22 protein-coding genes and 5 pseudogenes are annotated in these 26,099 nt (G+C 39.1%); 13 read left to right on the top strand and 14 right to left on the bottom strand.

Annotated features, from left to right (window positions below; translation table 11 throughout):
• Positions 1-5 precede the first annotated feature (5 nt).
• The 4 genes and pseudogenes from CS889_RS00340 to CS889_RS00325 all read right to left on the bottom strand — a co-directional run bounded on the left by CS889_RS00340 (position 6) and on the right by CS889_RS00325 (position 2,675).
• Entirely contained in the window at positions 6-626 is a 621-nt protein-coding gene (locus CS889_RS00340) for a hypothetical protein (protein ID WP_231899356.1), read from the bottom strand.
• On the bottom strand, positions 616-1,488 hold the full coding sequence (locus CS889_RS00335; RefSeq protein ID WP_089086489.1) for a coiled-coil domain-containing protein: 873 nt from the start codon (positions 1,486-1,488) through the stop codon (positions 616-618). The genes CS889_RS00340 and CS889_RS00335 overlap by 11 nt, the downstream gene beginning before the upstream one ends.
• Position 1,489: 1 nt before the next feature.
• Positions 1,490-2,159 (bottom strand): annotated as a pseudogene (locus tag CS889_RS00330) (M protein).
• 306 nt (positions 2,160-2,465) lie between these two features.
• Positions 2,466-2,675, bottom strand: coding sequence for a hypothetical protein (locus CS889_RS00325; protein WP_000848997.1), 210 nt, complete (start codon positions 2,673-2,675; stop codon positions 2,466-2,468).
• Positions 2,676-2,995: 320 nt separating this feature from the next.
• On the opposite strand from CS889_RS00325, the gene CS889_RS00320 reads away from it, so the two are divergent.
• The 13 genes and pseudogenes from CS889_RS00320 to CS889_RS08275 form a co-directional block, all read left to right on the top strand.
• The gene (locus tag CS889_RS00320; RefSeq protein WP_089086488.1) at positions 2,996-6,553 is read left to right on the top strand and encodes a bifunctional proline dehydrogenase/L-glutamate gamma-semialdehyde dehydrogenase; all 3,558 of its coding nucleotides are present in this window, start codon (positions 2,996-2,998) and stop codon (positions 6,551-6,553) included.
• A 26-nt stretch (positions 6,554-6,579) separates the two neighbouring features.
• On the top strand, positions 6,580-8,070 hold the full coding sequence (gene putP / locus CS889_RS00315) for a sodium/proline symporter PutP (protein ID WP_089086487.1): 1,491 nt from the start codon (positions 6,580-6,582) through the stop codon (positions 8,068-8,070).
• 42 nt (positions 8,071-8,112) lie between these two features.
• A pseudogene (locus CS889_RS08625) lies at positions 8,113-8,184 on the top strand (DNA cytosine methyltransferase); the annotation flags it as partial.
• A 90-nt stretch (positions 8,185-8,274) separates the two neighbouring features.
• Positions 8,275-8,364, top strand: a pseudogene (locus CS889_RS00305) (DNA cytosine methyltransferase); the annotation flags it as partial.
• A gap of 134 nt (positions 8,365-8,498) precedes the next feature.
• Positions 8,499-9,280 (top strand): annotated as a pseudogene (locus tag CS889_RS00295) (restriction endonuclease).
• Positions 9,281-9,289: 9 nt separating this feature from the next.
• The gene (locus tag CS889_RS00290; protein WP_089086485.1) at positions 9,290-10,321 is read left to right on the top strand and encodes a site-specific DNA-methyltransferase; all 1,032 of its coding nucleotides are present in this window, start codon (positions 9,290-9,292) and stop codon (positions 10,319-10,321) included.
• Between the two features lie 442 nt (positions 10,322-10,763).
• Positions 10,764-11,321: a DNA cytosine methyltransferase gene (locus tag CS889_RS00280; protein WP_231899355.1), complete on the top strand. Its 558-nt coding sequence runs from the start codon at positions 10,764-10,766 to the stop codon at positions 11,319-11,321.
• Positions 11,299-11,991, top strand: coding sequence for a DNA-methyltransferase (locus CS889_RS00275; RefSeq protein WP_089086483.1), 693 nt, complete (start codon positions 11,299-11,301; stop codon positions 11,989-11,991). Before CS889_RS00280 ends, CS889_RS00275 begins: the two co-directional genes overlap by 23 nt.
• Positions 11,992-12,048: 57 nt before the next feature.
• Positions 12,049-13,041 carry an agmatine deiminase family protein gene (locus tag CS889_RS00270; protein ID WP_089086482.1) on the top strand — a complete coding sequence of 331 codons (993 nt, stop codon included), beginning with the start codon at positions 12,049-12,051 and terminating at the stop codon, positions 13,039-13,041.
• Positions 13,038-15,290 (top strand): carbamoyltransferase HypF, encoded by a 2,253-nt coding sequence (hypF, locus tag CS889_RS00265; protein ID WP_089086481.1) that lies wholly within the window; start codon positions 13,038-13,040, stop codon positions 15,288-15,290. The genes CS889_RS00270 and hypF overlap by 4 nt, the downstream gene beginning before the upstream one ends.
• Before the next feature lie 2 nt (positions 15,291-15,292).
• Positions 15,293-16,291 carry a hydrogenase expression/formation protein HypE gene (gene hypE, locus CS889_RS00260; RefSeq protein ID WP_089086480.1) on the top strand — a complete coding sequence of 333 codons (999 nt, stop codon included), beginning with the start codon at positions 15,293-15,295 and terminating at the stop codon, positions 16,289-16,291.
• Between the two features lie 179 nt (positions 16,292-16,470).
• The gene (locus CS889_RS08385) at positions 16,471-16,764 is read left to right on the top strand and encodes a hypothetical protein (RefSeq protein ID WP_099167445.1); all 294 of its coding nucleotides are present in this window, start codon (positions 16,471-16,473) and stop codon (positions 16,762-16,764) included.
• 150 nt (positions 16,765-16,914) lie between these two features.
• Positions 16,915-17,124: pseudogene (locus CS889_RS08275) on the top strand (anthranilate synthase component I); the annotation flags it as partial.
• Between the two features lie 27 nt (positions 17,125-17,151).
• Here the strand turns inward: CS889_RS08275 and CS889_RS00250 are convergent.
• The 10 genes from CS889_RS00250 to CS889_RS00205 all read right to left on the bottom strand — a co-directional run bounded on the left by CS889_RS00250 (position 17,152) and on the right by CS889_RS00205 (position 26,098).
• The gene (locus CS889_RS00250) at positions 17,152-18,084 is read right to left on the bottom strand and encodes a GDP-L-fucose synthase family protein (RefSeq protein ID WP_001002481.1); all 933 of its coding nucleotides are present in this window, start codon (positions 18,082-18,084) and stop codon (positions 17,152-17,154) included.
• Complete coding sequence (gmd, locus tag CS889_RS00245) at positions 18,077-19,222, bottom strand: GDP-mannose 4,6-dehydratase (protein WP_089086479.1); 1,146 nt, start codon at positions 19,220-19,222, stop codon at positions 18,077-18,079. Before gmd ends, CS889_RS00250 begins: the two co-directional genes overlap by 8 nt.
• 40 nt (positions 19,223-19,262) lie before the next feature.
• Entirely contained in the window at positions 19,263-20,675 is a 1,413-nt protein-coding gene (locus CS889_RS00240) for a mannose-1-phosphate guanylyltransferase/mannose-6-phosphate isomerase (RefSeq protein ID WP_089086478.1), read from the bottom strand.
• Positions 20,676-20,744: 69 nt separating this feature from the next.
• Positions 20,745-21,881, bottom strand: a complete 1,137-nt coding sequence (locus tag CS889_RS00235; protein ID WP_089086477.1) for a DNA type IV secretion system protein ComB10 — start codon at positions 21,879-21,881, stop codon at positions 20,745-20,747.
• Positions 21,874-22,860, bottom strand: coding sequence for a TrbG/VirB9 family P-type conjugative transfer protein (locus CS889_RS00230; RefSeq protein ID WP_089086476.1), 987 nt, complete (start codon positions 22,858-22,860; stop codon positions 21,874-21,876). Before CS889_RS00230 ends, CS889_RS00235 begins: the two co-directional genes overlap by 8 nt.
• A complete protein-coding gene (locus CS889_RS00225) occupies positions 22,860-23,603 on the bottom strand; it encodes a VirB8 family type IV secretion system protein (RefSeq protein WP_000660557.1) in 744 nt (247 codons plus the stop codon). Before CS889_RS00225 ends, CS889_RS00230 begins: the two co-directional genes overlap by 1 nt.
• A complete protein-coding gene (locus tag CS889_RS00220; RefSeq protein ID WP_001217877.1) occupies positions 23,600-23,713 on the bottom strand; it encodes a hypothetical protein in 114 nt (37 codons plus the stop codon). The genes CS889_RS00225 and CS889_RS00220 overlap by 4 nt, the downstream gene beginning before the upstream one ends.
• A gap of 15 nt (positions 23,714-23,728) precedes the next feature.
• A complete protein-coding gene (locus tag CS889_RS00215) occupies positions 23,729-24,784 on the bottom strand; it encodes a type IV secretion system protein (RefSeq protein WP_089086475.1) in 1,056 nt (351 codons plus the stop codon).
• A 7-nt stretch (positions 24,785-24,791) separates the two neighbouring features.
• Complete coding sequence (locus CS889_RS00210; protein ID WP_089086474.1) at positions 24,792-25,796, bottom strand: PDZ domain-containing protein; 1,005 nt, start codon at positions 25,794-25,796, stop codon at positions 24,792-24,794.
• Positions 25,796-26,098, bottom strand: coding sequence for a YbaB/EbfC family nucleoid-associated protein (locus CS889_RS00205; protein ID WP_000347926.1), 303 nt, complete (start codon positions 26,096-26,098; stop codon positions 25,796-25,798). The genes CS889_RS00210 and CS889_RS00205 overlap by 1 nt, the downstream gene beginning before the upstream one ends.
• Position 26,099 lies beyond the last annotated feature (1 nt).

Genomic DNA, 26,099 nt, shown 5'->3' with positions numbered 1-26,099 from the left:
TTCCTTTATTGTGGTTTTTGTGGTTGCAATGTGAAGAGTTGCTCTTTCAAGCCATCAACCCTCTCTTTGAGGGCGATGTTCTCTTCTTCTAATTTTCGGTTTTGACGTTTTAAATCCTGGTTTGCGCTCGCTAAACGCCTGTTGTGTAAGTCCAGGTCGCTTTTTTCTTGGTGCGATGCGATAAGCCTATCTCTTTCTGTGGCTAGCGCTTTGATTTTTTCAGTTAGCTCTGTTTTTTCACTTTTTAGCATGGTGTTTTTGTTAGTCAGCCCGGCTTTTTCATTTTTTAAAACTTGCTGAGATTGTTCTAACGCTTCCACTTGCTTTTGTGATGCGTTAAGCCGATCGTTTAGAAAATCTCTTTCTGCGGTTAGCTTTTTATTTTTTGTAGTCAGAATTTCTTTTTCTCTTAGCCAATCGGTTTTTTCATTTTTTAAAAGATGATAAGAATTTTCTAGCTCATGTACTTGCTTTTGTAATTTGTCGTTTTTGTTGGCTAGCCTTTCTTTTTCTTTTGATAATTCGGCGTTTTCACCTTTTAAAAAATAATAAGAGTTCTCTAACTCTTCTACTTCCTTTATGAGTTCTTCAAAGTCTTCGTCTTCTGTTTCTTCGTCAAATGACATTACCAGCCTCCTTTTTGAGAGCTATATTCTCTTCTTCTAACTTTCGGTTTTGGCGTTTTAAATCCTGGTTTGCACTCGCTAAACGCCTGTTGTGTAAGTCTAGCTCGCTTTTGGCTCCCATACCCTCTAAGCTCTTTAAGCGTGCGATTTCTCGCTCCAGCTCGCTTTTTTCTGTGGCTATTTTTTCTTTAGCTTGCGCTAATTGAGCGTTAGAGTTTTCTAAAGCTTGCCGTAATTGGGTGTTAGAGTTTTTCAAATTTTTTTGAGCGCTTTCTAATTGTTTGAGCTTGTCGGTTAGGTGTTGGTTTTCTTTTTCTAAATTAGCGCATGATTTTTCTAAAAACCCATGCTCTTCTTGCAATCGCACTCGCTCTTGTTTGAGGCTGCCCTGCTCGTTATTGAGTGCGATAACTTGGTGGTTGAGCTTGTCGTTTTCGGTGGTTAGCGTTTTATTTTTTTCAGTCAGTGCGGTGTTTCTGTTTTCTAGCTCGGCGGTTTTTCTGACTAGCCTTTCTTTTTCTGTTGTCAATTCTCTTTTTTCTTCAGTCAGCCGATCTCTTGCTGCTAATAAGCGTGTGTTTTCTTTAGCCAGATTGTCTTTTTCTGCTTTCAGTTCTGCTTTTTCTTTAGTCAGCTTGTTATTGTTTTGCCATAATTGATCGTTAGCGTTTTCTAACCCTCTGATTTTTTCGTTTTCTTTAAATAGCTTATTGTTTTTGTAAGCTAGCTCGGTGTTTTCTTTGGTTAGCTTGTCTTTTGTTGTGAATAATTCGGTGTTTTCATCTTCTAACTCACCGATGCGGGCTTCTAATTCTTCTCTGATTTGAGAGAAGCCAAACCATTTTTCAATGAGCGTTCCCATTTTATGATCCCATATCCACGATAGTGTGATACATTTTATCATTGTGCTTATAGCCTCTTAAGACCACTCTTTGAATCTTTTGAGAAGTGTTTTGTTCTGGGTATAGCTTTTTGCATGAATAATCATAAGCGCTTGGCTCTTTCAAACGCTCAAATTTACTATCCTTAATGTATTCAAAAAGCAAATCAAACAATTCAGCTAATTTCTCGCCCTTATCGCTCCTCTTATCGCTTAATTCTTGGCTCGCTTTGTTATAAAGGCTTTCTAAATAGTATTTGCTATCGCTAAGAACAGATGCGATCAAATCCATTGCGCTGTGAGTTGTTGCTACAAAATTAAAATTCAAGCGATCTTTGACTTCCAAAAAAGACTTCATAGAGTTTTTCTAATTTTTGGTATGGAGCGTGCCTTCGCTCTAGCTCGTTTAGTTTTTGGCTCGTTTGTTCGGCTTGGCTTTTTGCTGTTGATAGTGCTGTGATTAGGTTTTCTTTGTCTGTGGTTAGTGTTTTATTTTGGTCAGCTAGCTTATCTTTTTCTCTAGCTAGATCATTTTTATCTCTATTTAGTGCGGTTTTTTCTTCTTGGAATTTTTTAAGTGCTTCCTCTTTTTTTTGAGCGTCTTTTGGGTTTTCTTGGGTGTCGTTAGAGGGATTTCCAAACCAATGGCCTATAAAACGAGAGATTTTTATAAAGGGTTCGAGATCCTCTAATTTATCATCTAATTTTTTAAGGCGATCTTTGAAATCTGTAATAGTTTTTAAAAGCTCTTCATTATTGGGGGGGGGTGGAAGCGGTGGGGTTTGAAGTATTTGGTTTTTCTATTTTCTCATTATTCGCATTTTCTACAATATGAGTGTCGCTCATAAGAATATCTCCTTTTATATTATATCAATGTTAAAAAGATTGTTATTGTAATTTGAGAAAACTTAAAATGAGCTTTATTACCCCCCCCCTTTTTCGCCCCCTCTCATAAACCCCTAGAATGTAGAATCCCAATGGTTTAAGTTAGAAGAATAAGGGTCAAAAAAGCCCTTAGGTATGTATTGCGCTTCTTTTTTGGTGGAAGCGTCTTTTGAAGAATGGTCTTTAGGGAGACAAGCGAAACGCTGAGCATCAAAGCTAGAACAGCCGCTCAATAACAACGCGCCGAGTGTGCCGATCATAATACCATTTTTAATTGTTTTCATTTTATATCCTTTGTTTTGTAAAATTTTTGTCAATCCGTTTAATTTAAAATCGTTTCGTTCAATGGTTTTAAATTACACGATGCGAATGTTATAATTTATTTTTAAACGAAAAGTAAATGAAGCTAAAAACAATACAAATTATCACTCAAATTCTTATCATTGTGTAAAAATGCGTGATAAACTCAAAAAGGTTGGAATGAGAATTAATCACCACTGGAACAAAATTTAAAATTAAAAAACATTACCAATAAATGAGACTTAAAGCCACCCGCTTAAAACATGCTACAATCAAGCCAAATTCTTAAATAAAAGGTAAGCTCATGCAAAAAATCATTGAGGATTCATTAGAATTAGCTAAAAAACTGCAAGATAGTATCAGTAGTCATTTGAGCGAGCAAGAAAAAGCGTTCCACTCTAAAATGCAAAAGCTTTTAAATAACCCTGAAAACAAAGTCATGCTCATAGAGCTTATGGATCGGAGTTTTAGGTGTTTGGACAATAAAGCCCGCTTTGAAATGATTGAGCATGTTTTAGACAAATACAAAAGCCGTGAGATTTTTTCTTCGTTTGAAAAATGGCTTTTAATGGGGTTTTTAAGCTTTGGGAAAATGCTCCCTGATATGAGCGTTCCTTTCTTTGTCAATAAAATCAGAAGCGACACGAAAGCAATGGTCTTGGATCAAGAAGAGAGCCAATTGAAAGAGCGGATTTTAAAAAGAAAAAATGAAAAAATCATTTTGAACGTGAATTTTATTGGCGAGGAAGTTTTAGGCGAAGAAGAAGCGTCTGCGCGTTTTGAAAAATACTCTCAAGCCCTAAAATCCAACTACATCCAATACATTTCCATTAAAATCACGACGATTTTTTCTCAAATCAATATCCTTGATTTTGAATACTCTAAAAAAGAGATTGTCAAACGCTTAGACGCTCTTTACGCTTTAGCTTTAGAAGAAGAAAAAAAGCAAGGCATGCCTAAATTCATCAACTTGGATATGGAAGAATTTAGGGATTTAGAGCTTACAGTGGAATCGTTTATGGAGTCTATCGCTAAATTTGATTTGAACGCCGGTATTGTGTTGCAAGCTTATATCCCTGATTCTTATGAATATTTGAAAAAACTGCACGCTTTTTCTAAAGAAAGGGTTTTAAAAGGGTTAAAGCCCATTAAAATCCGCTTTGTTAAGGGAGCGAACATGGAGAGCGAAGAGACTATCGCTTCTATGAAAGACTGGGCGTTACCCACATTTTCTAATAAGCAAGACACCGATTCTAATTACAACAAAATGCTGGATTTTGTTTTAGAGGGCGATAATTATAAATACATTCATATTGGTGCAGCGAGCCATAATATTTTTGAAATCGCTTATGTCTATACGCGCATCCATGCCCTTAATGACCCTGTTGTGTTGGAGCATTTCAGCTTTGAAATGCTAGAGGGCATGAGCTTGCAAGCGAGCCAGGAATTAAAAGAGATGCACAAACTCATCCTTTATGCGCCGGTGTGCGATGAAGCGCATTTTAACAATGCGATCGCTTACTTGGTGAGGAGGTTAGATGAAAACACCTCAAGCGATAATTTCATGAAAGCTTTCTTTAACCTCAAAGTAGGCACGAGCGAATGGAAAGACCAAGAACAACGCTTTTTAAACAGCCTTAAAGCAATAGCCACTTTAGACAACGCTACCCACAGGACTCAAGATAGAAACGCCAAACAAAGCGGGCATACCACTTACCCAAACCACCCCTTTAAAAACGAAAGCGATACCGATTTTATCTTAAAAGCCAACCGAGAATGGGCTAAAAAAGTGCGCGAGAAAATGCATAACGCTCCTATTTTAGAGCTTTACCCAGAGATGGATGGGAGGTTTGAAGATCCTAATTTAACCCCTTTAGAAGTCTTTGATAGAATCCATCATAAAAAAATCGCTAGCGTGCATTTAGCGGATAAGGAAGCGATTTTAAAAGCCCTAGAAGTGGCTAAAAGCGATAAGAGCCGTTTCAGTCAAAAAAGCTTTACAGAAATCCATGCCTTAATGAGTCAAACCGCCCAGCTTTTTAGAGAAAGGAGAGGCGATTTAGTAGGGATTTCGGCTTTAGAAGTGGGTAAGACTTTCGCTGAAACGGACGCTGAAGTGAGCGAAGCCATTGACTTTTTGGAGTTTTACCCTTATAGTTTAAGGGTGTTACAAGAGCAGAACCCAAAAACGAAATTCACCCCCAAAGGCGTGGGTGTGGTCATCGCTCCATGGAATTTCCCTGTGGGCATTTCTGTAGGCACTATCGCTGCCCCCCTAGCCGCTGGCAATCGGGTGATTTACAAGCCCTCAAGTTTGTCTAGCGTAACCGGCTATAAGCTTTGTGAGTGCTTTTGGGATGCGGGCGTGCCTAGAGATGCGCTCATTTACTTGCCCTCTAAAGGGAGCGATATTAGCAAACACCTTTTAAAAGATGAAAGCATCCAGTTTGCCATTTTAACCGGGGGCGAAGACACCGCTTATAAAATGCTAGAAGCTAACCCCACTTTAGCCTTGAGCGCTGAAACGGGCGGTAAAAACGCCACCATTGTGAGCAAAATGGCAGACAGGGATCAGGCGATCAAGAACGTTATCCATTCAGCTTTCAGCAATTCGGGGCAAAAATGCTCCGCCACTTCGCTTTTAGTGTTGGAAAAAGAAGTCTATGAAGATGAGAATTTCAAAAAGACTTTGATAGACGCGACTCTAAGCCTTAGCGTGGGCGATCCTTTTGATTTCAAAAATAAAATTGGCGCTCTAGCGGACAAGCCTAATGAAAAGGTCATTAAAGCCATAGATGAATTGAAAAGCTATGAAAATTACGAAATCCCGGCAAGCTTTGTTGATAATAACCCCTATTTGATGAAGCCAAGCATCAAATACGGCACCCAAAAAGGCGATTTCACGCACCAAACTGAGCTTTTTACGCCCATTTTATCGGTCATGAAAGCGCAAGATTTAAACGAGGCGATAGAGATAGTCAATTCTACCGGTTACGGGCTGACTAGCGCGTTAGAGTCTTTAGATGAAAGGGAGTGGGAATATTATTTAAAACGCATTGAAGCCGGTAATATCTATATCAACAAACCCACCACAGGGGCGATCGTTTTGCGCCAGCCTTTTGGGGGGATTAAAAAATCCGCTGTGGGGTTTGGGAGGAAGGTAGGCATTTTCAACTATATCACGCAATTTGTGAATATCCATCAAGAAGAAGAAGATGAAAACGCCCTAAAAAACCCCTTAAGCGAAGCTTTAGAGGGCTTGATTCAAAAAGGCTATGACGAACACACGCATGAATTAAAGCGTGCGATTTTTATGGCAAAGAGCTACGCTTATCATTACAAGCATGAATTCAGCCAGACTAAAGACTATGTCAAAATCAGAGGCGAAGACAACCTCTTTTCCTACACTAAAGTTAAAAGCGTGGGCTATCGCATCACCGAAAAGGACACTTTAAGCGACATGTTGGGCGTGGCTTTAGCATGCCTCATTTCTCAAATCCCTTTAACAATCAGTGCAGAAAACGAACGAACGAACAAGGATCTAACATTTTTCTTAGAATGCTTGAAAGCGCTCCAAGCAAACGCCCCTATCGTTTATGAAAACTTGCAAAAATTTAGCGAAAAATTGCATGCTTTCAATCGTATCCGCTATTTAAAAAGCGATTTGGATTTATTGCACAAGCAAGCAAGCGCTTTAGGGATGGTTTTAGCCACGACTAGACCCTGCTTGAACGGGCGTTTTGAATTGCTGTATTACCACTTAGAGCGATCGGTTAGCATTTCTTATCATCGTTACGGGAATTTAGGCTCAAGGGTTTTAAGGCAACCCACTTGCCACAAATCATGCTGTGCTGAAAAATAAATATTGTATTAAATAAGGAGATCAAAATGGGACATGTTGTTTTAAGCACCCCTATTGTTACGATGTTTGTCGTTTATTCGCTATTAATGCTCTATATTGGTTTTTATTTTTACAAACAAAACGAAACGACTGAGGATTATTTCTTAGGCGATCGCTCCATGGGGCCTGTGATTAGCGCTTTGAGTGCGGGGGCGAGTGACATGAGCGGGTGGCTTTTAATGGGATTACCTGGAGCTTTATATGTGGGGGGGCTTATCAATTCACACATCGCCATAGGGCTGAGTTTAGGGGCATTGATTAACTGGGTTTTTGTGGCTAAACGCTTACGCGTTTATACGAGCGTGATCGCTAATTCCATCACCATTTCAGATTATTTTGAAACGCGCTTTAGCGATGACAAACACATCTTGCGCTTGATTTCGGCTTTTGTGATTTTAATCTTTTTTATTTTTTACATTTCTTCAGGGCTAGTGAGTGGGGCCAAACTCTTTGAAGCGACCTTTGGCATTCAATACAACTACGCTTTAAGCATTGGCACGCTGATCATTGTCTCTTACACCTTTTTAGGGGGGTATAAGGCGGTGTGCTGGACGGATCTGATTCAAGGGCTTTTGATGATGAGCGCTTTAATCGTGGTGCCGATCGTTATGATAATCCATCTTGGCGGGATTGGAGAGGGGATTAAAATCATTAGAGAAATCAAGCCTGAAAACCTTTCTTTCTTGCAAGGCTCTAGCGTAGTCGCCATTATTTCAAGCCTCGCTTGGGGCTTGGGCTATTTTGGGCAACCCCATATTTTAGTGCGCTTCATGTCTATCCGCTCCATTAAAGATGTGCCTAAAGCGACCACTATTGGGATTTCTTGGATGGTCATTTCTTTGATTGGGGCATGCGTTATGGGGCTTTTAGGCGTTGCGTATGTACATAAATTTGATTTGAGCTTAGAAGACCCTGAAAAGATTTTCATTGTGATGAGTCAATTGCTCTTTAACCCTTGGATCACAGGCATTTTATTGAGCGCGATTTTAGCGGCGGTGATGAGCACGGCCAGTTCGCAACTGCTTGTAAGCTCTTCTACCATTGCTGAAGATTTCTATGCGACGATTTTCAATAAAAACGCCCCCCAAAAATTAGTGATGGTTATTTCTAGGCTTTCGGTTTTAGGGGTGGCTTGCATCGCTTTTTTCATTTCAACGGATAAAAACGCTAGCATTCTCAGCATTGTGAGTTACGCATGGGCTGGCTTTGGCGCGAGTTTTGGCTCTGTGATTTTATTCTCGCTTTTTTGGTCAAGAATGACGCGCATTGGCACGATTGCTGGCATGCTCTCTGGGGCTAGCACGGTGATTTTATACGATAAATTTGGCAAAAGCTTTTTGGATATTTATGAAATCGTTCCGGGTTTTATTGTGGCGAGCATAGCCATTGTTGCGTTTAGTTTGTTTTCTAGCGTGCGAGCAGGCACTAAAGAGGCCTTTGAAACCATGCTTAAAGAAATTGAGAGCTTGAAGCGTTGAAGCGCTTCAAATGAGTTTGATCCAATCTTTAAAATCCCCCTTATGCTCTTTAATCAAACCTTAACCTATATTTCTTTATTTTCTGGGGCAGGAGTGGGGTGCTATGGGTTTTTAGGATATAGGAACTATGATAGATCAAAATTTGAATGGCGATTATAGGATCTATAATGAGATAATCAATTTTTAAAAAATGAAAGGTTATTGTTGCTTGTTTCTCGCTTTTTAAACGCCATTGATCCCTTTAATTTAGGGGTGTTGTTGAGCCGTTTTCAAATTAAAAATGGTTGTATTTATTTGAAAAAATAGTGAGCTTTAAAAACTTATTTTTTAATCAAAAACACTTCTTATCCTAAAATTGTTTTTAGAAATTTAAACAATATTTTTGTTACAATCCATGCAGTGAAACTATTTTCAAAAAGGTTAAATTGGTGAATTATTGGACAAAATTAAGCATAGAATACGCTAATCAACGCTCCTATTTAGATGACTTGTTTCAAGTATACCTACAATTCCAGAAGGTTTGAGAGAAATTGATTCAAAAATTTGGTCTAATATCGAATATCATTTTAAACAAAAAGACAATTTAGCCTTAATAACTGAGTTGCTTAATTTAGATTTATTTCCTATTAAAGATAGTTATATGGCCTATTTAAAACGGGATAAAAGCGCTTTAGAACGCAATCCAAGAACAATCAATCGCATTTGTGGCAGATTGTATGAAATAGGGCTTAATAAAATTTTTGAAAAATGCAGTGAGCCAAAAAAAACAAACCGCCAAATCGGTCCTATATTTAAAGATTGGCTCAATAATAAATCTTTAGGTGTTGAACCTGTAGATTTAAATGATTTTATAGCGAATGAAAACGACGCCATTTTAAAAGCAAGCGATAATGTCATGGCAGAATTTGCCAAATCTCATTTAAATTATCACCATCATAAAGGGCTAGACTTTGTGGCAAGATTTAACAAAAAATATATTATTGGCGAAGCTAAATTTTTAACTGATTTTGGAGGACACCAAAACGCTCAATTTAACGACACTATCAGCACAATTGAAACGCCCAACATCAAAGCGATTAAAGTAGCTATTTTAGATGGCGTATTATATATTGAAAGCAATAATAAAATGCGTAAATTGCTAGATACTACTTATAGAAACTATCATATTATGAGCGCGTTAGTGCTACGAGAATTTTTATACCAAATTTAAATAAGAGAAATGCAAAACTTATTGATACAAGCAGAAAATTCAATCGCTCTACTTTTTTTGTTAAATGACAAAAACCTAAAAGGAAAAATAGATTTGATATATATTGACCCTCCATTTGCTACAAACAATCATTTTACTATCACAAATGGTAGAGCAACCACAATTAGCAATTCTAAGAATGGCGATATTGCTTATAGCGACAAAGTAGTGGGTATGGATTTTATAGAATTTTTAAAGCAACGCCTAGTATTGCTTAAAGAATTGCTTTCAGAACAAGGCTCTATCTATGTGCATACAGATTATAAGATAGGACATTATGTTAAGGTAATGTTAGATGAAATATTTGGCATACAAAATTTTAGAAATGAAATCACACGTATAAAGTGCAATCCTAAAAATTTTAAAAGGATAGGCTATGGTAACATAAAAGATATGATTTTATTTTATTCTAAAGGAAAAAATCCCATTTTTAACGAGCCTAAGATTCCTTATACGCCACAAGATTTAGAAAAACGATTCCCTAAAATTGACAAGGATAAAAGGCGTTACACTACCGTTCCAATACATGCTCCAGGAGAAGTAGAAAGTGGCGAATGCTCTAAAGCATTTAAAGGTATGCTACCTCCAAAAGGGCGGCATTGGCGCACTGATATTGCCACACTTGAGCGTTGGGATAAAGAAGGTTTGATTGAGTATTCTAACAATAATAACCCTAGAAAAAAAATTTATGCCTTAGAACAAGCTGGCAAAAGAGTCCAAGACATCTGGGAATTTAAAGACCCACAATATCCAAGCTACCCCACAGAAAAAAACGCTCAATTATTAGATTTAATCATTAAAACCTCTTCTAATAAAGATAGCATTGTTTTAGATTGTTTTTGTGGTTCTGGAACAACCTTAAAATCTGCATTTTTATTGCAACGAAAATTTATAGGCATTGATAATTCCGGTTTAGCTATCAAAGCTTGCAAAAACAAGCTTGAAACAATAACAAAAGACTTGTTTGTTTCTCAAAATTTTTATGATTTCCTTGTTTTTTAAAATTGTATTGGGTCAAAGATAGCTCCAATAAAACTTGATACAAGTTTTCTTTTACGCTTAAACTCACGCTCTTTTTTAAATGGAGTCAAAAAACTCACCATGTTAATTGATATGATTGTATTCTTTTGCAAATCTATTTGTGAATGCTAAAGCCCTATGATGTGCTATAAGATTTAAATGACACTCTCATTAAGGTAGCTAAACTAATACAGCTCGCTAGCTCAAGCATTGTAACTATTTTGAAAAGTTCAATGCCATTAATTTTGTCCTAAAAATCCAATGATGCGTTCATTTAATATCGTAATCTTTTAACTTAAAAGCTCTTTGATGAGAGCTTGGATTAAGATTTTTAAACCATGCCTTGTTAGTAGCAGGATAAAACCTTTAAACAAAAACTAATGAGCGTTATTTTATAATCCTTTTAAAAAATGAAAGGTTATTGTTGCTTGTTTCTCGCTTTTTAAACGCCATTGATCCCTTTAATTTGGGGGTGTTGTTGAGCCGTTTTCAAATTAAAAATGGTTGTATTTATGGGGTGTGTTCTTATAAGGCTTCAAAATTTATCTCTGGATATGAAGAAAGCAAAGCGCAAGTTTTAAACGCTCTCAATATTTTAAGCAAGCATCAAATTTGGCAATCCAATCAAGAAAGCGTTACAAAAATCAAAGGAACTTTTGTTTTCATTTTAGAAAACGACTTGCATTTAGACGAAAACGCTTTTTACAAGAAACTTTTAAATCTGATTATAGACAACGACTTTTTTAACCGCTCCCATTTAGTAACTCCTAGCAATGACACCAACTCCCACCCTGAATTGCACCGCTCTATCACGCCCAGGGAAGCCGCTAGGATACAGAGTTTTAGCGATGATTATATCTTTTACGGCAATAAAACGAGCGTTTGTAAGCAAATCGGTAACGCCGTGCCTCCTCTTCTAGCCCTAGCCTTAGGCAAAGCGATCTTAAAAAGTGCAAGAAATGATACAAATCCATCACGCTGACGCCTTTGAAATCATCAAGGATTTTTACCAACAAAATTTAAAAGTGGATGCGATCATCACGGATCCTCCTTACAACATTTCGGTTAAAAACAATTTTTCCACCCTAAAGAGCGCTAAAAGACAGGGCATAGACTTTGGGGAATGGGATAAAAATTTCAAGATTTTAGAATGGATCGCACGCTACGCCCCCTTAGTCAATCCAAACGGCTGCATGGTGATTTTTTGCTCTTACAGGTTTATAAGCTATATCGCTGATTTTTTAGAAGAAAACGGCTTTGTGGTCAAAGACTTTATCCAATGGGTTAAAAATAATCCCATGCCAAGAAACATCCACCGGCGTTATGTCCAAGACACAGAATTTGCCCTATGGGCGGTTAAAAAGAAAGCCAAATGGGTGTTTAACAAACCTGAAAATGAAAAATATTTACGGCCCTTGATCTTAAAAAGCCCTGTGGTGAGCGGGATTGAAAGAGTGAAACACCCCACGCAAAAAAGCCTAGCCTTAATGGAAAAAATCATTTCCATCCACACAAACCCTAATGACACAGTGCTAGATCCTTTCATGGGGAGCGGCACCACCGGCTTAGCGTGCAAAAATTTAAAACGAAATTTTATCGGTATAGAATCAGAAAAAGAATATTTTCAAATCGCTAAAAAGCGTTTGAGCTAGCTTTTAAAAACGCTATTTGAATGAGATTGTGTTATAGTTGCTTAAAAGGATATTTTAATGAAAAGAATGTTAGCGGAGTTTGAAAAAATCCAAGCGATTTTAATGGCGTTCCCCCATGAGTTTGGCGACTGGGCGTATTGTATTGAAGAGGCCAGGGAGAGCTTTTTACACATCATTCAAACCATAGCCAAACACGCTAAAGTGTTGGTGTGCGTCCATACTAACGACACTATCGGTTATGAGACGCTTAAAAATTTACCCGGTGTAGAGATCGCAAGGATTGACACCAACGACACATGGGCTAGGGATTTTGGAGCGATCAGCGTTGAAAATCATGGCGTTTTAGAGTGCTTGGATTTTGGTTTTAATGGCTGGGGGTTAAAATACCCGTCCAATTTAGACAATTTAGTGAATTTCAAGCTCAAACATTTAGGGTTTTTAAAACACCCTTTAAAAACGATGCCCTATATTTTAGAGGGCGGGAGCATAGAAAGCGATGGGGCCGGGAGCATTTTGACCAACACCCAATGCCTGCTAGAAAAAAATCGTAACCCCCATTTGAATCAAAATGGAATAGAAACCATGCTTAAAAAGGAATTAGGGGCTAAACAAGTGCTGTGGTATTCTTATGGCTATTTAAAAGGCGATGATACCGATAGCCATACCGACACGCTCGCTCGTTTTTTAAATAAAGACACCATTGTTTATAGCGCATGCGAAGATGAAAACGATGAGCATTACACAGCCTTAAAAAAAATGCAAGAAGAATTAAAAACCTTTAAAAAACTAGATGGCACGCCCTATAAACTCATCCCCCTAGAAATCCCCAAAGCCATTTATGATGAAAACCAACAACGCTTGCCGGCGACTTATGTGAATTTTTTATTGTGCAATAACGCTTTAATCGTCCCCACTTACAACGACCCTAAAGACGCGCTCATTTTAGAAACCTTAAGACAACACACGCCCTTAGAAGTGATAGGGGTTGATTGTAATACTCTAATCAAACAGCATGGGAGTTTGCATTGTGTAACGATGCAGCTTTATTGAATCAAATCACGCTTTTTGGCGTGGTTCAAGGCGTGGGCATGCGCCCTTTTGTTTATACCCTGGCTCAAAAATTAGGGCTTGTAGGCTTTACGCGTAACACCCAAGCGGCTTTAGAGATTGTCTTACCCGCTCATAAAACAGAGTCTTTTTTAAACGCCCTAAAAAAGGGATTACCCCCTTTAGCGTTGGTGGAAAAAATCGTTATTAGCCCCTATGATAAGGCGCTTCATTTCAATGATTTTAGGATTTTAGAAAGCAAGAACCACCCCTTGAATTTACTCAGTCAAATCCCTAAAGATTTAGGCGTGTGCGAGGATTGCTTGCGCGAAATCAGAGATAAAAACTCCCCCTATTTTCATTACGCTTTCAATTCTTGCGCGAAGTGCGGGGCGAGATACAGCCTTTTAAACGCCCTGCCCTATGACAGAGAAAATTCCGCCTTAAAACCTTTCAAGCTCTGCAAATTTTGCGCATCCGTTTATAAAGACGCCACCAACAAACGATTCCACATTCAAGGCATCAGCTGCAAAAAGTGCGGTATCGCGCTCACTTATAAGCGATTCAAAAATGATGACGCTCTTTTAGAATGCGCTAAAGACATTCAAAAGGGTAAAATCATCGCTCTTAAAGGTTTGGGGGGCTTTGCTCTCTTGTGCGATGCGAGGAATTTTCAAACCATAGAAAGGTTACGGCTTTTAAAAAACCGCCCCTTAAAGCCTTTCGCGCTCATGTTTAAAGACTTAAACTCAGCCAAACAGCATGCGTTTTTAAATGAATTAGAATGCGAAAGCTTGAATTCTGTAAGTGCCCCCATTCTTTTAGCCCGTAAAAAACCTAATGTAAAATTAGCCCCCAATATCGCCAAAAACTCCCCCTTTTATGGCGTTATCTTGCCCTATACCCCTTTGCATGCTTTATTACTGGATTTATTGGATTTCCCTATTGTGTTCACGAGTGCGAATTTCAGCTCTCTCCCTTTAGCGAGCGATGAAAAAGAGATCGATTCGCTTCATTTTATTTTTGATTTTAAGCTCACGCACAACCGCGCTATCATCCACAGGATTGATGATAGTGTCGCACAGCGCGTGGATAATGCCATTCGCCCCATGCGTTTGGCTAGGGGGTTTGCCCCCCTTTACCTCACTTTGCCCAAACGCTCTAATTATCCACCCAAAAAGATTTTAGCGCTTGGAGCGGAGCAAAAAGGGCATTTTAGCTTATTAGATAGCGAAACTTCCGTTGTCTTGCTCTCGCCTTTTTGTGGGGATTTGAGCGTTTTAGAAAATGAAAAACACTTTAAAGAAACCCTGAATTTTTTCTTAAAAACCTATGATTTCAAGCCCACGCTCTTAGCTTGCGACAAGCATCAAAACTACACCACCACTCAAATGGCTTTTGATTTTAATACGCCCTTGTTGCAAGTCCAGCACCACCATGCCCACTTTTTAGCGAGCGTCTTAGACGCATCGTTGCAAGATCCGCGTTTAAATCACCCCTTTATAGGTATTGTTTGGGATGGGAGTGGGGCTTATGAAAATAAGATTTATGGGGCGGAGTGTTTTGTGGGGGATTTTGAACGCATTGAAGAAATCGCCAGGTTTGAAGAATTTTGGCTTTTAGGGGGGCAAAAAGCGATCAAAGAGCCTAGAAGATTGGTTTTAGAAATCGCTTTAAAGCACCAGCTCAACAAGCTTTTAAAACGCGTTCAAAAACATTTCAAAGAAGACGAATTAGGAATTTTTAAACAAATACATGACAAAAAAATTCAAAGCGTCGCCACCAATTCCATAGGGCGTTTGTTTGATATAGTGGCGTTTAGTTTGGATTTAGTGGGAACGATCAGTTTTGAAGCAGAGAGCGGGCAGGTTTTAGAAAATCTAGCCCTACAAAGCGATGAGAATGCCTTTTACCCTTTTGAAATCAAAAACAGCGTGGTGCGTTTGAAGGAATTTTATCAAGCGTTTGAAAAGGATTTGGGCGTTTTAGAACCTAAACGCATCGCTAAGAAATTTTTTAACAGCTTAGTAGAAATCATTACCGCTTTGATTGCACCTTTTAAAGGGCATGTCGTGGTGTGCAGTGGGGGCGTGTTTTGCAACCAATTGTTGTGCGAACAATTAGCCAAACGATTGAAAAAGCTTCAAAGGGAGTATTTTTTCCACAAGCATTTCCCCCCCAATGACAGCAGTATCCCTGTCGGTCAAGCTTTAATGGCGTATTTCAACCCTACAATCATCAAAAAAGGATAAAAATGGATAGCGTAACTCTAGCATGCGGGAACGGAGGGAAAGAAACAAACGCTTTGATTGAGCGAGTCTTCATGCCTTATTTAAAAGAATGGATTGTTGCGTTTGATGAAGACGCCCCTATATTTAAGGCTAGTGGGGAATATTGCGTAAGCACGGATAGTTTTGTCATCACGCCCTTAATCTTTAATGGGGGCGATATAGGCAAGCTTTGCGTTTGCGGGAGCGCGAATGACGTGAGCGTACAAGGGGGCGAACCTCTGTTTTTGAATATGGGTTTTATTTTAGAAGAAGGCTTAGAAATCCCTCTTTTAAAGCAAATTTTACAATCCATACAAAAAGAATTGTTTAAAGCCAACTTAAAACTCCTCTCCCTAGACACTAAAGTCGTGCCAAAAGGGAGCGTGGATAAGCTTTTTATCAACACAACCTGTATGGGTAAAATCATCAAGCCAGGGATTTCTTCGCGCCACTTACAACAAGGGCAAGCCATTATCCTAAGCGACACGATTGCCAATCATGGGGCAAGCCTGTTTGCGACGCGTAATGAAATCAAACTTAAAACCAATTTGCAAAGCGATTGCCAACTGCTCTATCCTTTATTGAAACCCCTATTTTTAAGCGATCTCAAAATTGATGCTTTAAGAGATGCGACTAGGGGCGGGTTAGCGAGCGTATTGAACGAATGGGCGAACAGCTCCAGAGTGAAAATCGTCATAGAAGAAGAAAAAATCCCCTTAAAAGAAGAAACTAAAGGGATTTGTGAGATTTTAGGGCTAGAACCCTACGCGCTGGCTAATGAGGGGGTGTTTGTGTTAGCGCTCAATCAAAAAGACGCCCCTAAAGCCTTAGAAATTTTAAAAAGTAATGAGAAAGCGAAAAACGCTTGCGTGATTGGCAAAGTGTTTGAAAACCCTTATCCTAGCGTGGTTTTAAAGAACGCATGGGGTTTTGAAAGGATCTTAGAGGTGCCAGAGGGCGAACTATTGCCCAGGATTTGTTAAAACTAACGCGCTTTTTAAAACCCTACCGCCTTTGCCCTCTAAAATTTTTAGAGATCGCCTAAGTCTAAGTCTACTATACTCAAGCTATTTGAGAGAAAACTTACAATAAGAGAGCGTTTTAATAGTGGGTGTTACAAAAAAAAGCGGGCTTGATATGAGCGGTCATTTTTGGGTTTGCTGTGTTTTTTGTGGGGTGTAGTGGTAGTGAAAAACCCCCAATAGACATAGAAGTAACTTTCAGTAGGTATGGTCACGGTCTTTATTGGATAAGCATCATTTCAAATGTTGATAGTATCACTATATTGAGCGCAAAAATCAATCGTGGGGATTGTGATAACGATGGATTTCCTTATTTCAAGATCAATAAAACGCTAAAATTTGGCGATAGCTATCAATTTTATATACTTCGTTGTCAGCATATAAAGGAAGTTAGTATAAAGACTGATAAAGGGACTTGGAATTTTGGAAAGTGAAAACCAACTGATAATCATCTCTAAAACAGACAGCATAGAAATCTAGGACATTCAATTTAATAGAGGGAATTGCCCGCTCATATAAAAGATAAATCTCATGCAAATTATAGCTACTGGTTGTAAAATACAAGTTTTGATTTAAAGCAAGCGGTGGTTAATCTCATAGAAAAAGCCCCTTACATTCCCCACCCCCTAGTTCTTTATGAAAAATCAGAGCAACACGCCTTGCTTTTTGAAAGCACTTGAGATTTAGAGCAAAGCGACCAAACCCCTTTTAATGGCTCAAGTTTGTTTGAAGCGAATTGATAAGCACAATATCGTAAAATCGCTAGCCCAACGCCTAATAGCGGAGCGTTTTTATAGCTCTATAAGAGCCTTGATTTTAGATCAAACCTCTAAAAGCTTCAAATAATACTCATAAGCTTCTTTAATGCCTTGCTCTAAAGGGATTTCCAATTCCCATTTTAAAGCCTTTTGTTTGGAAATATCCATAAGCTTTTGTTGCATGCCCACTGGTTTGGATAAGTCTTTCACAAACACGCCCTTATAATCTAAAACCTGAGCGACTTTTTCGTAATACTCTTCAATGCTGTAATCCACTCCAGAGCCGACATTCATCACGCTAGGTATTTGAGCGATATTCTCATAAGCGAGAGCGATGAATCTGGCTAGATCTTTAGCGTTTAAATACTCTCTTCTGGCCGTGCCATCGCCCCACATCGCAAAATTTTTTTCATTTTTTAATTTAGCGGTGTGCATCCTAGCAATAAGCCCTGGTATCATGTGCGCTATCTTTTCTTCAAACTTGTCAAACTCGCCATAAAGGTTGCAAGGCACTAAGGTTTTATAAAAAACGCCCTTTTCAGCGCTCACGTATTCGCAATACTTCATCACAGAAAGTTTGGCTAAAGCGTAGCCCTCATTCGTTGGTTCTAAAGAGCCGTTCAATAAATCGCTCTCTTTTAAGGGGTTAGGGGCGTATTTAGGATAAGCGCAAGAGCTCGCTAGATTAATGGCTTTTTTCACGCCCAAATCTAAAGCGCTAGAAAAGAGGTACAAGCCCATCAACAGGTTTTCAACCATGTAAGTTGAAAGATCGTTCATGTTCGCGACAATGCCCCCCACTCTCCCGGCGCAATGGATAATGCCTGTAGGCTTGTATTCTTTCAAATAGGCTTGAACATTGTCCTTATCCAACAAATACAATTCGCTCTTTTTAGGGGTGAGTAAGGTAACATCAGGCTTATTTTTTTTAAAATACAACGCCGTGTTCTGCCCCACCATGCCATAAGCGCCGGTGATTAAAATGATCTCATTCATAAAAATTCCTTAAAATATAGCCCCCATCTTGCAAGTAAAGGTTTTTCTGGCATTCTTTTAAATCGTATTCTAACATGTCCTTAACCAACTCTTTTAAATCGTATTCCCTAACCCAGCCTAGCTCTTTCTCAGCCTTAGTGGGATCGCCTAAGAGCAAATCCACTTCAGTAGGCCTAAAATAGCACTCGTCTATGCGCACCACGATTTTGCCTGTTTTTAAATGTCTTAAGTTTAATTGTAAAGCGTTCGCTCTTTTTTCATCAACGCTTTTAATCAAACCGATTTCTTTAATCCCTGTATTTTGAAATTCTAAACCAATGCCGATAAATTCAAAGCTCATTTTCACAAAATCGCGCACGCTCGTGGTCTTTCCTGTAGCGATCACATAATCTTGTGGGGTAGGCGCTTGGAGCATTAAATGCATCATTTTCACGTAATCTTTGGCATGCCCCCAATCTCTTTTAGCGTCTAAATTCCCTAAATACAAGCAATCCGTTAAGTTATACGCTATCGCGCTAGCGGCTCGTGTGATTTTACGGGTTACAAAAGTTTCGCCCCTTACCCTGCTCTCATGGTTAAAAAGGATGCCATTAACCGCAAACAAATTATAAGCCTCTCTGTAATTTTTGGTAATATAAAAAGCATACATTTTAGCGACCGCATAGGGGCTTCGTGGGTTAAAGGGGGTGTTTTCATTTTGTGGGGTTTCTAAGACTTCGCCATACAATTCGCTCGTGCTGGCTTGATAAAAGCGCGTTTTCTTTTCTAAGCCTAAAATCCGCATGGCCTCTAAAATCCTAAGCGTGCCAATACCATCAGCGTTAGCGGTGTATTCTGGGGTTTCAAAAGAGACTTTCACATGGCTTTGAGCGGCTAAATTATAAATCTCTGTAGGCTTAGTGGTAGCGATCAAATGGATGAGGTTAGAGCTATCGGTCATATCCCCATAGTGCAAGAAAAAACGCCTTTTGTGTTCGCTGTGCAAATCCTCATACAGATGATCGATCCTAGAAGTGTTGATGCTAGAAGAGCGCCTTTTTAACCCATGCACTTCATAACCCAAATTCAGCAAGTATTCGGCCAGATAGCTCCCGTCTTGCCCGGTAACCCCAGTGATTAAAGCGATTTTTTCTTTCATTATTTTTCCTTTATTGAATTTTCTTTATTAAATCTTTTCATTAGGTGTTTTGATTCTGTCTGTTAAAATCGTCATCAACCCTTACAATATCGTCTTCGCCGACATACTCGCCCACTTGGACCTCTATGATGATTAAAGGGATTTTGCCATAATTAGCCAGGCGGTGTAAGGTGTTTTTAGGGATATAAGTGGATTGGTTAGCTTGCAATTCAAACGATTGGTGATCCAACTCCACGCTCGCCATCCCGCTAATCACCACCCAGTGTTCGCTCCTGTGGAAATGCTTTTGTAAAGAAAGCCTAGCGTTTGGTTTGACTTCTAAAATCTTAACCTTGTAGCAACCGCTCTCATGCAAGACTTCATAACTCCCCCAAGGGCGATAGACTTTAGTGTGCGTTTGCAACAATTCCTGGTTATTTATTTCTATCTCGCTCACTAGGGCTTTTAAATCCTTAGCCTTATCTTTATGAGCGACTAAAAGAGCGTCTTTAGTGTCAATGATCGCTAAATCCTCAACCCCTAAAAGAGCGCTCACTTTATGAGAAAACACTAAATTATTCTCGCTCTCTTTGGCAAAAACAGGCGTTTGATTCAAGCTGACATTTTCTTTAGACTCGTGAGCCGCTTCTTCAAAAAGGGCGTTAAAATTCCCTAAATCGCTCCACTTGGCGTTCAATTCTACCATTTTGATTTTGTGGCTTTGTTGCATTAAGGCTATATCCACGCTCACGTCTTCTAAATCTTGCATGCTCTTTTCGCTCAAACGCGCGATCTTGTTTTCAAAAAAATGCGTGTTTTCTAAAGTTTCAAACGCTCTTTCACACCCCTTTAAAATAGTAGGGGCATGCTTTTTTAATTCGTCTAAAAAAACGCCCGCTTGGAAAACAAACATGCCGCTATTGAAATAAAACTCTCCGCTTTTTTGAAACTCTATCGCTTTTTCTAGGCTTGGCTTTTCAATGAATCGCTTGACATCTAGAGCGTTAGGGCTTTCAATATACCCAAACTCCGTGTTGGGCTTGTCAATACTCACGCCAAAAGTGACTAAAAAACCTTCTTGGGCTAAACCAATCGCTTTTTTTATCGCATTTTCATACGCTTGAAGGTCTTTAATCAAATGATCGCTTGGTGCAACGATGAGTAAATCTTCTTTATCGCTCATTAAAGCGCTCAAAGCGATGGCGTTAGCGGTGTTTTTACTCAAGCTCTCTAGTAAAAAACCCACGCTCTTGTTTTGGATTTCGTTTTTTATTTCTTCTAGGGCTAAAAAATAATGCTTTTCATTGCACACAATGAGCGTTTCATCTACTAAGGAAGCGTTTCTTTTAAAACTCAACTCAAACAAGCTTTTATGATCAAAAAGCTTTAAAAATTGCTTAGGGTATAGGCTACGGCTTAAAGGCCATAGGCGTTTGCCGCTCCCCCCACTCAATAAGACATTTTTAATTTTCATGGGCTTTCTTGCTAGGCTCTCTTTTGTTTTTTAGGGTTATTATAGCGTTTTTAATCTGGCATTTTTGAGTCACTTCAAAAACTCTGCGATGACTTCATTCTCTCTGGGTATAGGGAAGAATATATCAGTATTGGGCGAAATGAAAACCCTGCTTCCCTCTCTAATCACCACAATGGGGGCGATCTTGCTCTTGTCTCTTAAAATTTGATTGACGACTTGATTGATCCCCATGCCGCTTTGCCTCATCAATTGCAATAAAAGATAATCCCCAAAGAAATTAGTCACCTCTTCTTTATTGCCTCTATTGTTTAAAGCCGAAGTGATCCCAATCAATAAGCCGTTAGTGAGCGTAGAAAGCAGTAACGGCACGCCATAGCGTTGGAAATTCCTTTCAATCAATTCCCCCACTAATCCGTTATAGCCTTTAATGTCCGCCCCTTTAGCGTTAGTGAGCATGATATTAATGCCATGGGGAGTGATGATTCGACTCCATACAATATCCAAGCGGTATTCGCCCATTTTGTTATTGTTGCTGTAATAGCCTATGACTTTAGAGCCTTTAGGGATTAAGACGGCTTTGCCCATGCTCGCAAAAATATCGCTTTCCACTTGCGCAATCACTTTACCAGCGATCTGGCTAGAAATGGGCGTGATCAAAAAGGCGGGTATCATTTTGTCAGCTGTAATGGTGCGTAAAAGCTTGTTTTCATTAGTGGCGGTGTCTTTTTCTTTAAGGTTAGTGAAACCATCAATGCCATTAGGGTTATCCACAGGGAAAATCAGGTTTTCTTCGTAATTTTTAGGGCTTTGTTTGAAAGGGGTGATGCGAGAGGCTAGTAAATCTAATTGCTTTAAAGAAAAGTCTTTTTTAGGGGGGGTTGTGTTTATTTTTGGATCCATGGGAGGGCTAGTAAAAGTTTCTTCTTTGGAATAGTTCATTTCTTTGGAATTTAAGGCTTTTAAAGCGGCTTTGAGTTGTTCTTGTAAGGCTTTAATGGTGGCGTCTTTAGAGCTTTCCGTGTTAGTTGGCTGTGGGTTTTGAGTGAAGGTGTAGTCTTGTAAGGGGTATTTCACCTCATCATCATTCAAAAGGCTAGGTTGGTTATTTAAGGGGGCTTTTGGCTTTTGGTGGTAGATTAAAGAAATGGTTGTAATCGTTGCAAAACCCCCTATAAAAACAATCGCCCCTTTAAGCCACTTATTCACCTTTGCTCCTTTTGACAAAACGGATACACAAATAGTCCTTACCCAGCCTTAAAGTCCATTTAGCCGAAACGTCTTCAGCGATAATGTAATCGCCCACAATCCTTGTATTCACCGGATTATCATAGCCATCAACGACCTTATAAATCACCGGGAATTTAGAGAGCGCTAATCTTTTGTCAAATTTGAAATAAGTGAATTGTTTGTCGTTAAAGATTTCTTCAGGCATTAAGGAGAGTTTGGATTTTTTAGAACAAGCCCATAAACAATACCATTTCCTTTGAGAGCTTTTTAAAGCCTTATAGCCTTTTTGGATGTCTTTTTTAATAATTTTCATCGCATTAGTGTTATCGCCAATAATTATCACCTCTTCTTCTGGGGTTTTAGTTTCTTCTTTTTCTTCTTTTAGGGGCTTATTATTTTTTTGGGCATCTTTAGGGGCATTTTCAGCCATATTTTCTTGATTTTCTTTTTGGGGCTTGATAAAAGCGTTAGTGTAATAGTTTTTATCTTCTATAAAAACCTGTAAATTAGGGTGTTTGGAGCTGGTGAAAGTGGTAGAAAACACATAGAAAGAAAAAATCTTACCCTCGCTATCAATCACGCTGATATTGGAATCAACGCCGATTTGTAAAGGCTTGATGAGTAAAATGCGATCGTTGCTCTCTAAGATTTTCGCATCAAAGCCCACCTTATCCCCCAAAACAAAATCGCTAATGGGTTTTGAAAAAAACAATAAGGTCGCCATCGCATAACGCAAGCGGATTTTATAGGTTTGCCCTTGAAAATAATTAATATTCAAAGTGTTGGACATTTTGGAGCGGTTTTTGTCAAAAAAGCTCCCTTGAATGGCGTTTAAATCCTGCATGGGGTGGTTTAAATGCGCCGGGGCTGTTTCGTTCGCTTCTTCTAAAAAATCATCGGCTTTTAAAACGCTAAAAGCCAACAAAAACCCAATGAGAGCGTATAAAACCTTACGCATCAATCATTCCTACTAATCGGCGCGATTTCAGTGATGCTGTAGCGAGTGATTTTAAAGCCGGTAGGGTTTTTAGGCATGGAAGCGTAATCAAAATCCGGGGTGTCAAACAAATAACTCAGCACGATTTTATAACGCTTTTCATACACGAGCTTGTTCTCATTCAAAAGTTTAGCTGCAATGGACACGCTCGCAATGGGGTTATTGTCTTGCTGATAGATCGCAATATTGACGATATGGACTTCTCTTTCTAAATGGCTTTGCGCATAGATGCTGTTTTGGGCTTTAATCAAATCTTCAAAGCGTTGCCACACTTTAGAGCTGCTTTGCAAGCGCACCAGTTCATAGCGGGATTTATCGTCAATGCGATTAATACTCTCTCGGTTTAACACATACGCCCCAATGAGCGAACGAGCCAACGCTTCATTACTGGAAATGCTTTTATCCGCTCTTTGGATAATGGCGTAATGCTTGTCCTGGTTTAAAAAATCCACGAAATGGTGTTCGGTTTTTTGTAAGGGCAGAATGCTGATTAAAACGATCGCTAAGACAAGCGCGATAAAGCTCATCAAACCTAAAAGCCTGTAAGCGATTTTCAAGCGGTTCCTTTCTAGCCGAAACACGCTTTGCATGTCCAAATCGTTCACCGAAAAACCAGAAAGCTTGCTCTCTAAATGCTTTTCTTGGTGGCTTAAAAGCTCTTCTAAATAGATCAACTGCTCGCTATTGAAAGGCTTTTCTTTCATGCGAGATTTAACCTGTTTTCATACAAGGTGCAAGGGCTTTTCTTCATCTCATGCACCTTACTGGTGCAACCAAACAACACAAGTCCCATAATAACAAAAAAAATTCTCATTAAATTCCCATTTATTTAAATTTCATTTTTTGTATTTATTGTATCCTTTTTAACCTTTTTTTGCTTGAAATTTGGGATTTTTACATCTAATTGAGTGGTTTCTACCTTGAATGTGGGGGAATGCGTTTCCTTTTCTTTAGAAACGCTACCGCTTGTAGAAGGAGAAACGCTAGAAAGAGCGGGCGAGGTTGTGGTATATTGTAAAGATTGCAAAGCGCTTTGAGTGAGGTTAGCGCTCAAATTGGTGGCGAGTTTGTAAGTTTCTTTGAGGCTGTTTTGCACCCTAAACAAAGCGTTGATGAAAAAAGGCACGCCTATGATAAAAACGCAACACAAAAATAACGCCACCACCAATAAAAGGCTTAAGTCTTGTTTTTCTTGCATGCTAGCGTCCATTAACGCCTTAGTAACCGACACGTTCAAAAAACCCACTAACAACAAAAAAGGCTTGTAAAACCCAAGAGCGAAGCATTTTTTAAGGCATATAACCACAACGCTCCTCCAGGTTTTGAAAAATCCAAACGCTAAAAACAGCGCCCCTAAAGAGCACCACACATGCGCTTCCAAATACACTAAAATGATGATCGCAAACAGCACGCTCAAAAAAAGCACTTGCAAAATGCTTAAAAAAAGCCACACGGACATTTCGTTATGGCTCAAATCGCTGATGAAGCTAAGGGCATAAAAACCATGATTAAAAATAAAATCTAAAGAAAGCGCGTGGTTAGAAAAGTTACTCAAGCTTTGAGAAAGGCTTTGAGTGATCATGTTAGGCGCAACAAAAATAGCGTTTTGAAACAATTCATAAAAGCACGAAGGGTTTTTCAAAGCGTAGTTAAACAGCGCAAAAAACCCCACAAACCATAACGCTTCTAAAAGCACGCTAGCGCTGAAAAAATTCTGTTCTTTCAAACTCCTGTAAGCAAAAAGCATGAACGCCAAAGCGACCGCGCTATTAAACACCAATTGCGCATGCAAGGTGTAGAGGAAAAATTCAGCGAAACGCCCTAAAATCGCCGTGAGAGGCGTGATAAACCAAGAAAGAATGATTTCATAAGCGTCATGTTTCATCAATGTTTCAACGGACTTTAATGTAAAATTCAAAGCCTTTACGCCAGACTAATAATTCAATTTTAGGCGCGCTTAACGCTTCTCTTAAAGCCTTCGGGTTGAACGAAACACTTTTATGATTCACCCATAAAATCCTATCCCCAAGCTTTAAAAAATCCAAGCCTTTGGGTAAATGAGCACCTATTTTAGTGATGATAAAACGCTCGTCTAAAGCGATGCCATAGCGCTCTAAAAAAGTGTCTTTGAGCAAAAACCCCCCATAGCGTTTATTGACTTTGAGCGTTACTTCTTTGATTTTGTGGTTTCGTTTGATTTTCACTTTTGCAAGGCTTTGGTATTTAAGATTGCTCACCACCCATTCAAACTCCGCTAACGAGCGGATCTTGTAATCATTGATCGCTAGGATTTCATCGTTTTTTAAAAAAGGGTTTTTAGGGAAAAAGGGATCGAATTGCGCTACCACTAAACGCTTATGATGTTCTTCTAAACGCACCCCAATATCCCCATAATAAGGCTCTTGTTGGTTTAAAAAGCGCTTGATGAATTTCGTTTCTATAAAGCCGTTCCCCCCTACCCCTAGCCCTAGCATTTGATAGCAAATATTGCTGATAACGCCATTTTTTTGGGTTTTTTGTGAAATTTGAGCGTAGCGGTCATAGCCTTTTTGCCCCACTAATAATCGCGCTTCTGTGGCTTGATTAGTCCCTATACTGGCCATGGGTCTTATAAGGGCGTCTTTGTCCAAATCCCTTAATGTATAAACATACTCGCTTGGCGCGCTTTGCAACAAATACAGCCCTATAAAAGGATCGGATTTGATGACTTTAGCGTGTTTGGGGTAGGTTTTAGAGTAATACAAATACACGCCTTTAGGCAATTCCCTTAAAGCCACGCCCCCATTTTTAAGGCTCGCTTTTTTAAAAAAAACCTGACAATGCTTGAAATCATAAGCCCCTAAACCATTCAAAAAACCCAACAGAGCGATAAAAACGATAAGGGCTTTATAAAGCATCACAACTTGGCAAAATTCCCTAGCATGTTAAAGGCTAAATTCTTTCGGTTTTCTTCTACGGCTTTATACCCGTCATTCAAAGCGCTCATCAAATAGATTTGCATCGCTTCTTTATCTTCTAGCAGGCTGTCATCAATTTGCAAATCCACCAACTCCCCCAACCCATTAAAACTCACGCTCACCATTCCCCCACCGCTTTTGGAAGTGTGGATCGTGTCTTTATTCTTTTCTTCTAGTTGGGAAAACTCTTTTTTCATGCCGTCTAATAACCCGCTTAACCCGCCCAATTGACTAAAATCCATC

This window comes from Helicobacter pylori (assembly GCF_900120335.1).
Classification (GTDB): domain Bacteria; phylum Campylobacterota; class Campylobacteria; order Campylobacterales; family Helicobacteraceae; genus Helicobacter; species Helicobacter pylori_BU.
Note: the sequence above shows the minus strand (reverse complement) of the source record. Positions and strands in the feature narration are given on the sequence as shown.

Coding starts and splice junctions, on each gene's coding strand:
- CS889_RS00340 (WP_231899356.1), bottom strand. CDS start 626: ATGTCATTTGACGAAGAAACAGAAGACGAAGACTTTGAAGAACTCATA.
- CS889_RS00335 (WP_089086489.1), bottom strand. CDS start 1,488: ATGGGAACGCTCATTGAAAAATGGTTTGGCTTCTCTCAAATCAGAGAA.
- CS889_RS00325 (WP_000848997.1), bottom strand. CDS start 2,675: ATGAAAACAATTAAAAATGGTATTATGATCGGCACACTCGGCGCGTTG.
- CS889_RS00320 (WP_089086488.1), top strand. CDS start 2,996: ATGCAAAAAATCATTGAGGATTCATTAGAATTAGCTAAAAAACTGCAA.
- putP (WP_089086487.1), top strand. CDS start 6,580: ATGGGACATGTTGTTTTAAGCACCCCTATTGTTACGATGTTTGTCGTT.
- CS889_RS00290 (WP_089086485.1), top strand. CDS start 9,290: ATGCAAAACTTATTGATACAAGCAGAAAATTCAATCGCTCTACTTTTT.
- CS889_RS00275 (WP_089086483.1), top strand. CDS start 11,299: ATGATACAAATCCATCACGCTGACGCCTTTGAAATCATCAAGGATTTT.
- CS889_RS00270 (WP_089086482.1), top strand. CDS start 12,049: ATGAAAAGAATGTTAGCGGAGTTTGAAAAAATCCAAGCGATTTTAATG.
- hypE (WP_089086480.1), top strand. CDS start 15,293: ATGGATAGCGTAACTCTAGCATGCGGGAACGGAGGGAAAGAAACAAAC.
- CS889_RS00250 (WP_001002481.1), bottom strand. CDS start 18,084: ATGAATGAGATCATTTTAATCACCGGCGCTTATGGCATGGTGGGGCAG.
- gmd (WP_089086479.1), bottom strand. CDS start 19,222: ATGAAAGAAAAAATCGCTTTAATCACTGGGGTTACCGGGCAAGACGGG.
- CS889_RS00240 (WP_089086478.1), bottom strand. CDS start 20,675: ATGAAAATTAAAAATGTCTTATTGAGTGGGGGGAGCGGCAAACGCCTA.
- CS889_RS00230 (WP_089086476.1), bottom strand. CDS start 22,860: ATGCGTAAGGTTTTATACGCTCTCATTGGGTTTTTGTTGGCTTTTAGC.
- CS889_RS00225 (WP_000660557.1), bottom strand. CDS start 23,603: ATGAAAGAAAAGCCTTTCAATAGCGAGCAGTTGATCTATTTAGAAGAG.
- CS889_RS00220 (WP_001217877.1), bottom strand. CDS start 23,713: ATGAGAATTTTTTTTGTTATTATGGGACTTGTGTTGTTTGGTTGCACC.
- CS889_RS00215 (WP_089086475.1), bottom strand. CDS start 24,784: ATGAAACATGACGCTTATGAAATCATTCTTTCTTGGTTTATCACGCCT.
- CS889_RS00210 (WP_089086474.1), bottom strand. CDS start 25,796: ATGCTTTATAAAGCCCTTATCGTTTTTATCGCTCTGTTGGGTTTTTTG.
- CS889_RS00205 (WP_000347926.1), bottom strand. CDS start 26,098: ATGGATTTTAGTCAATTGGGCGGGTTAAGCGGGTTATTAGACGGCATG.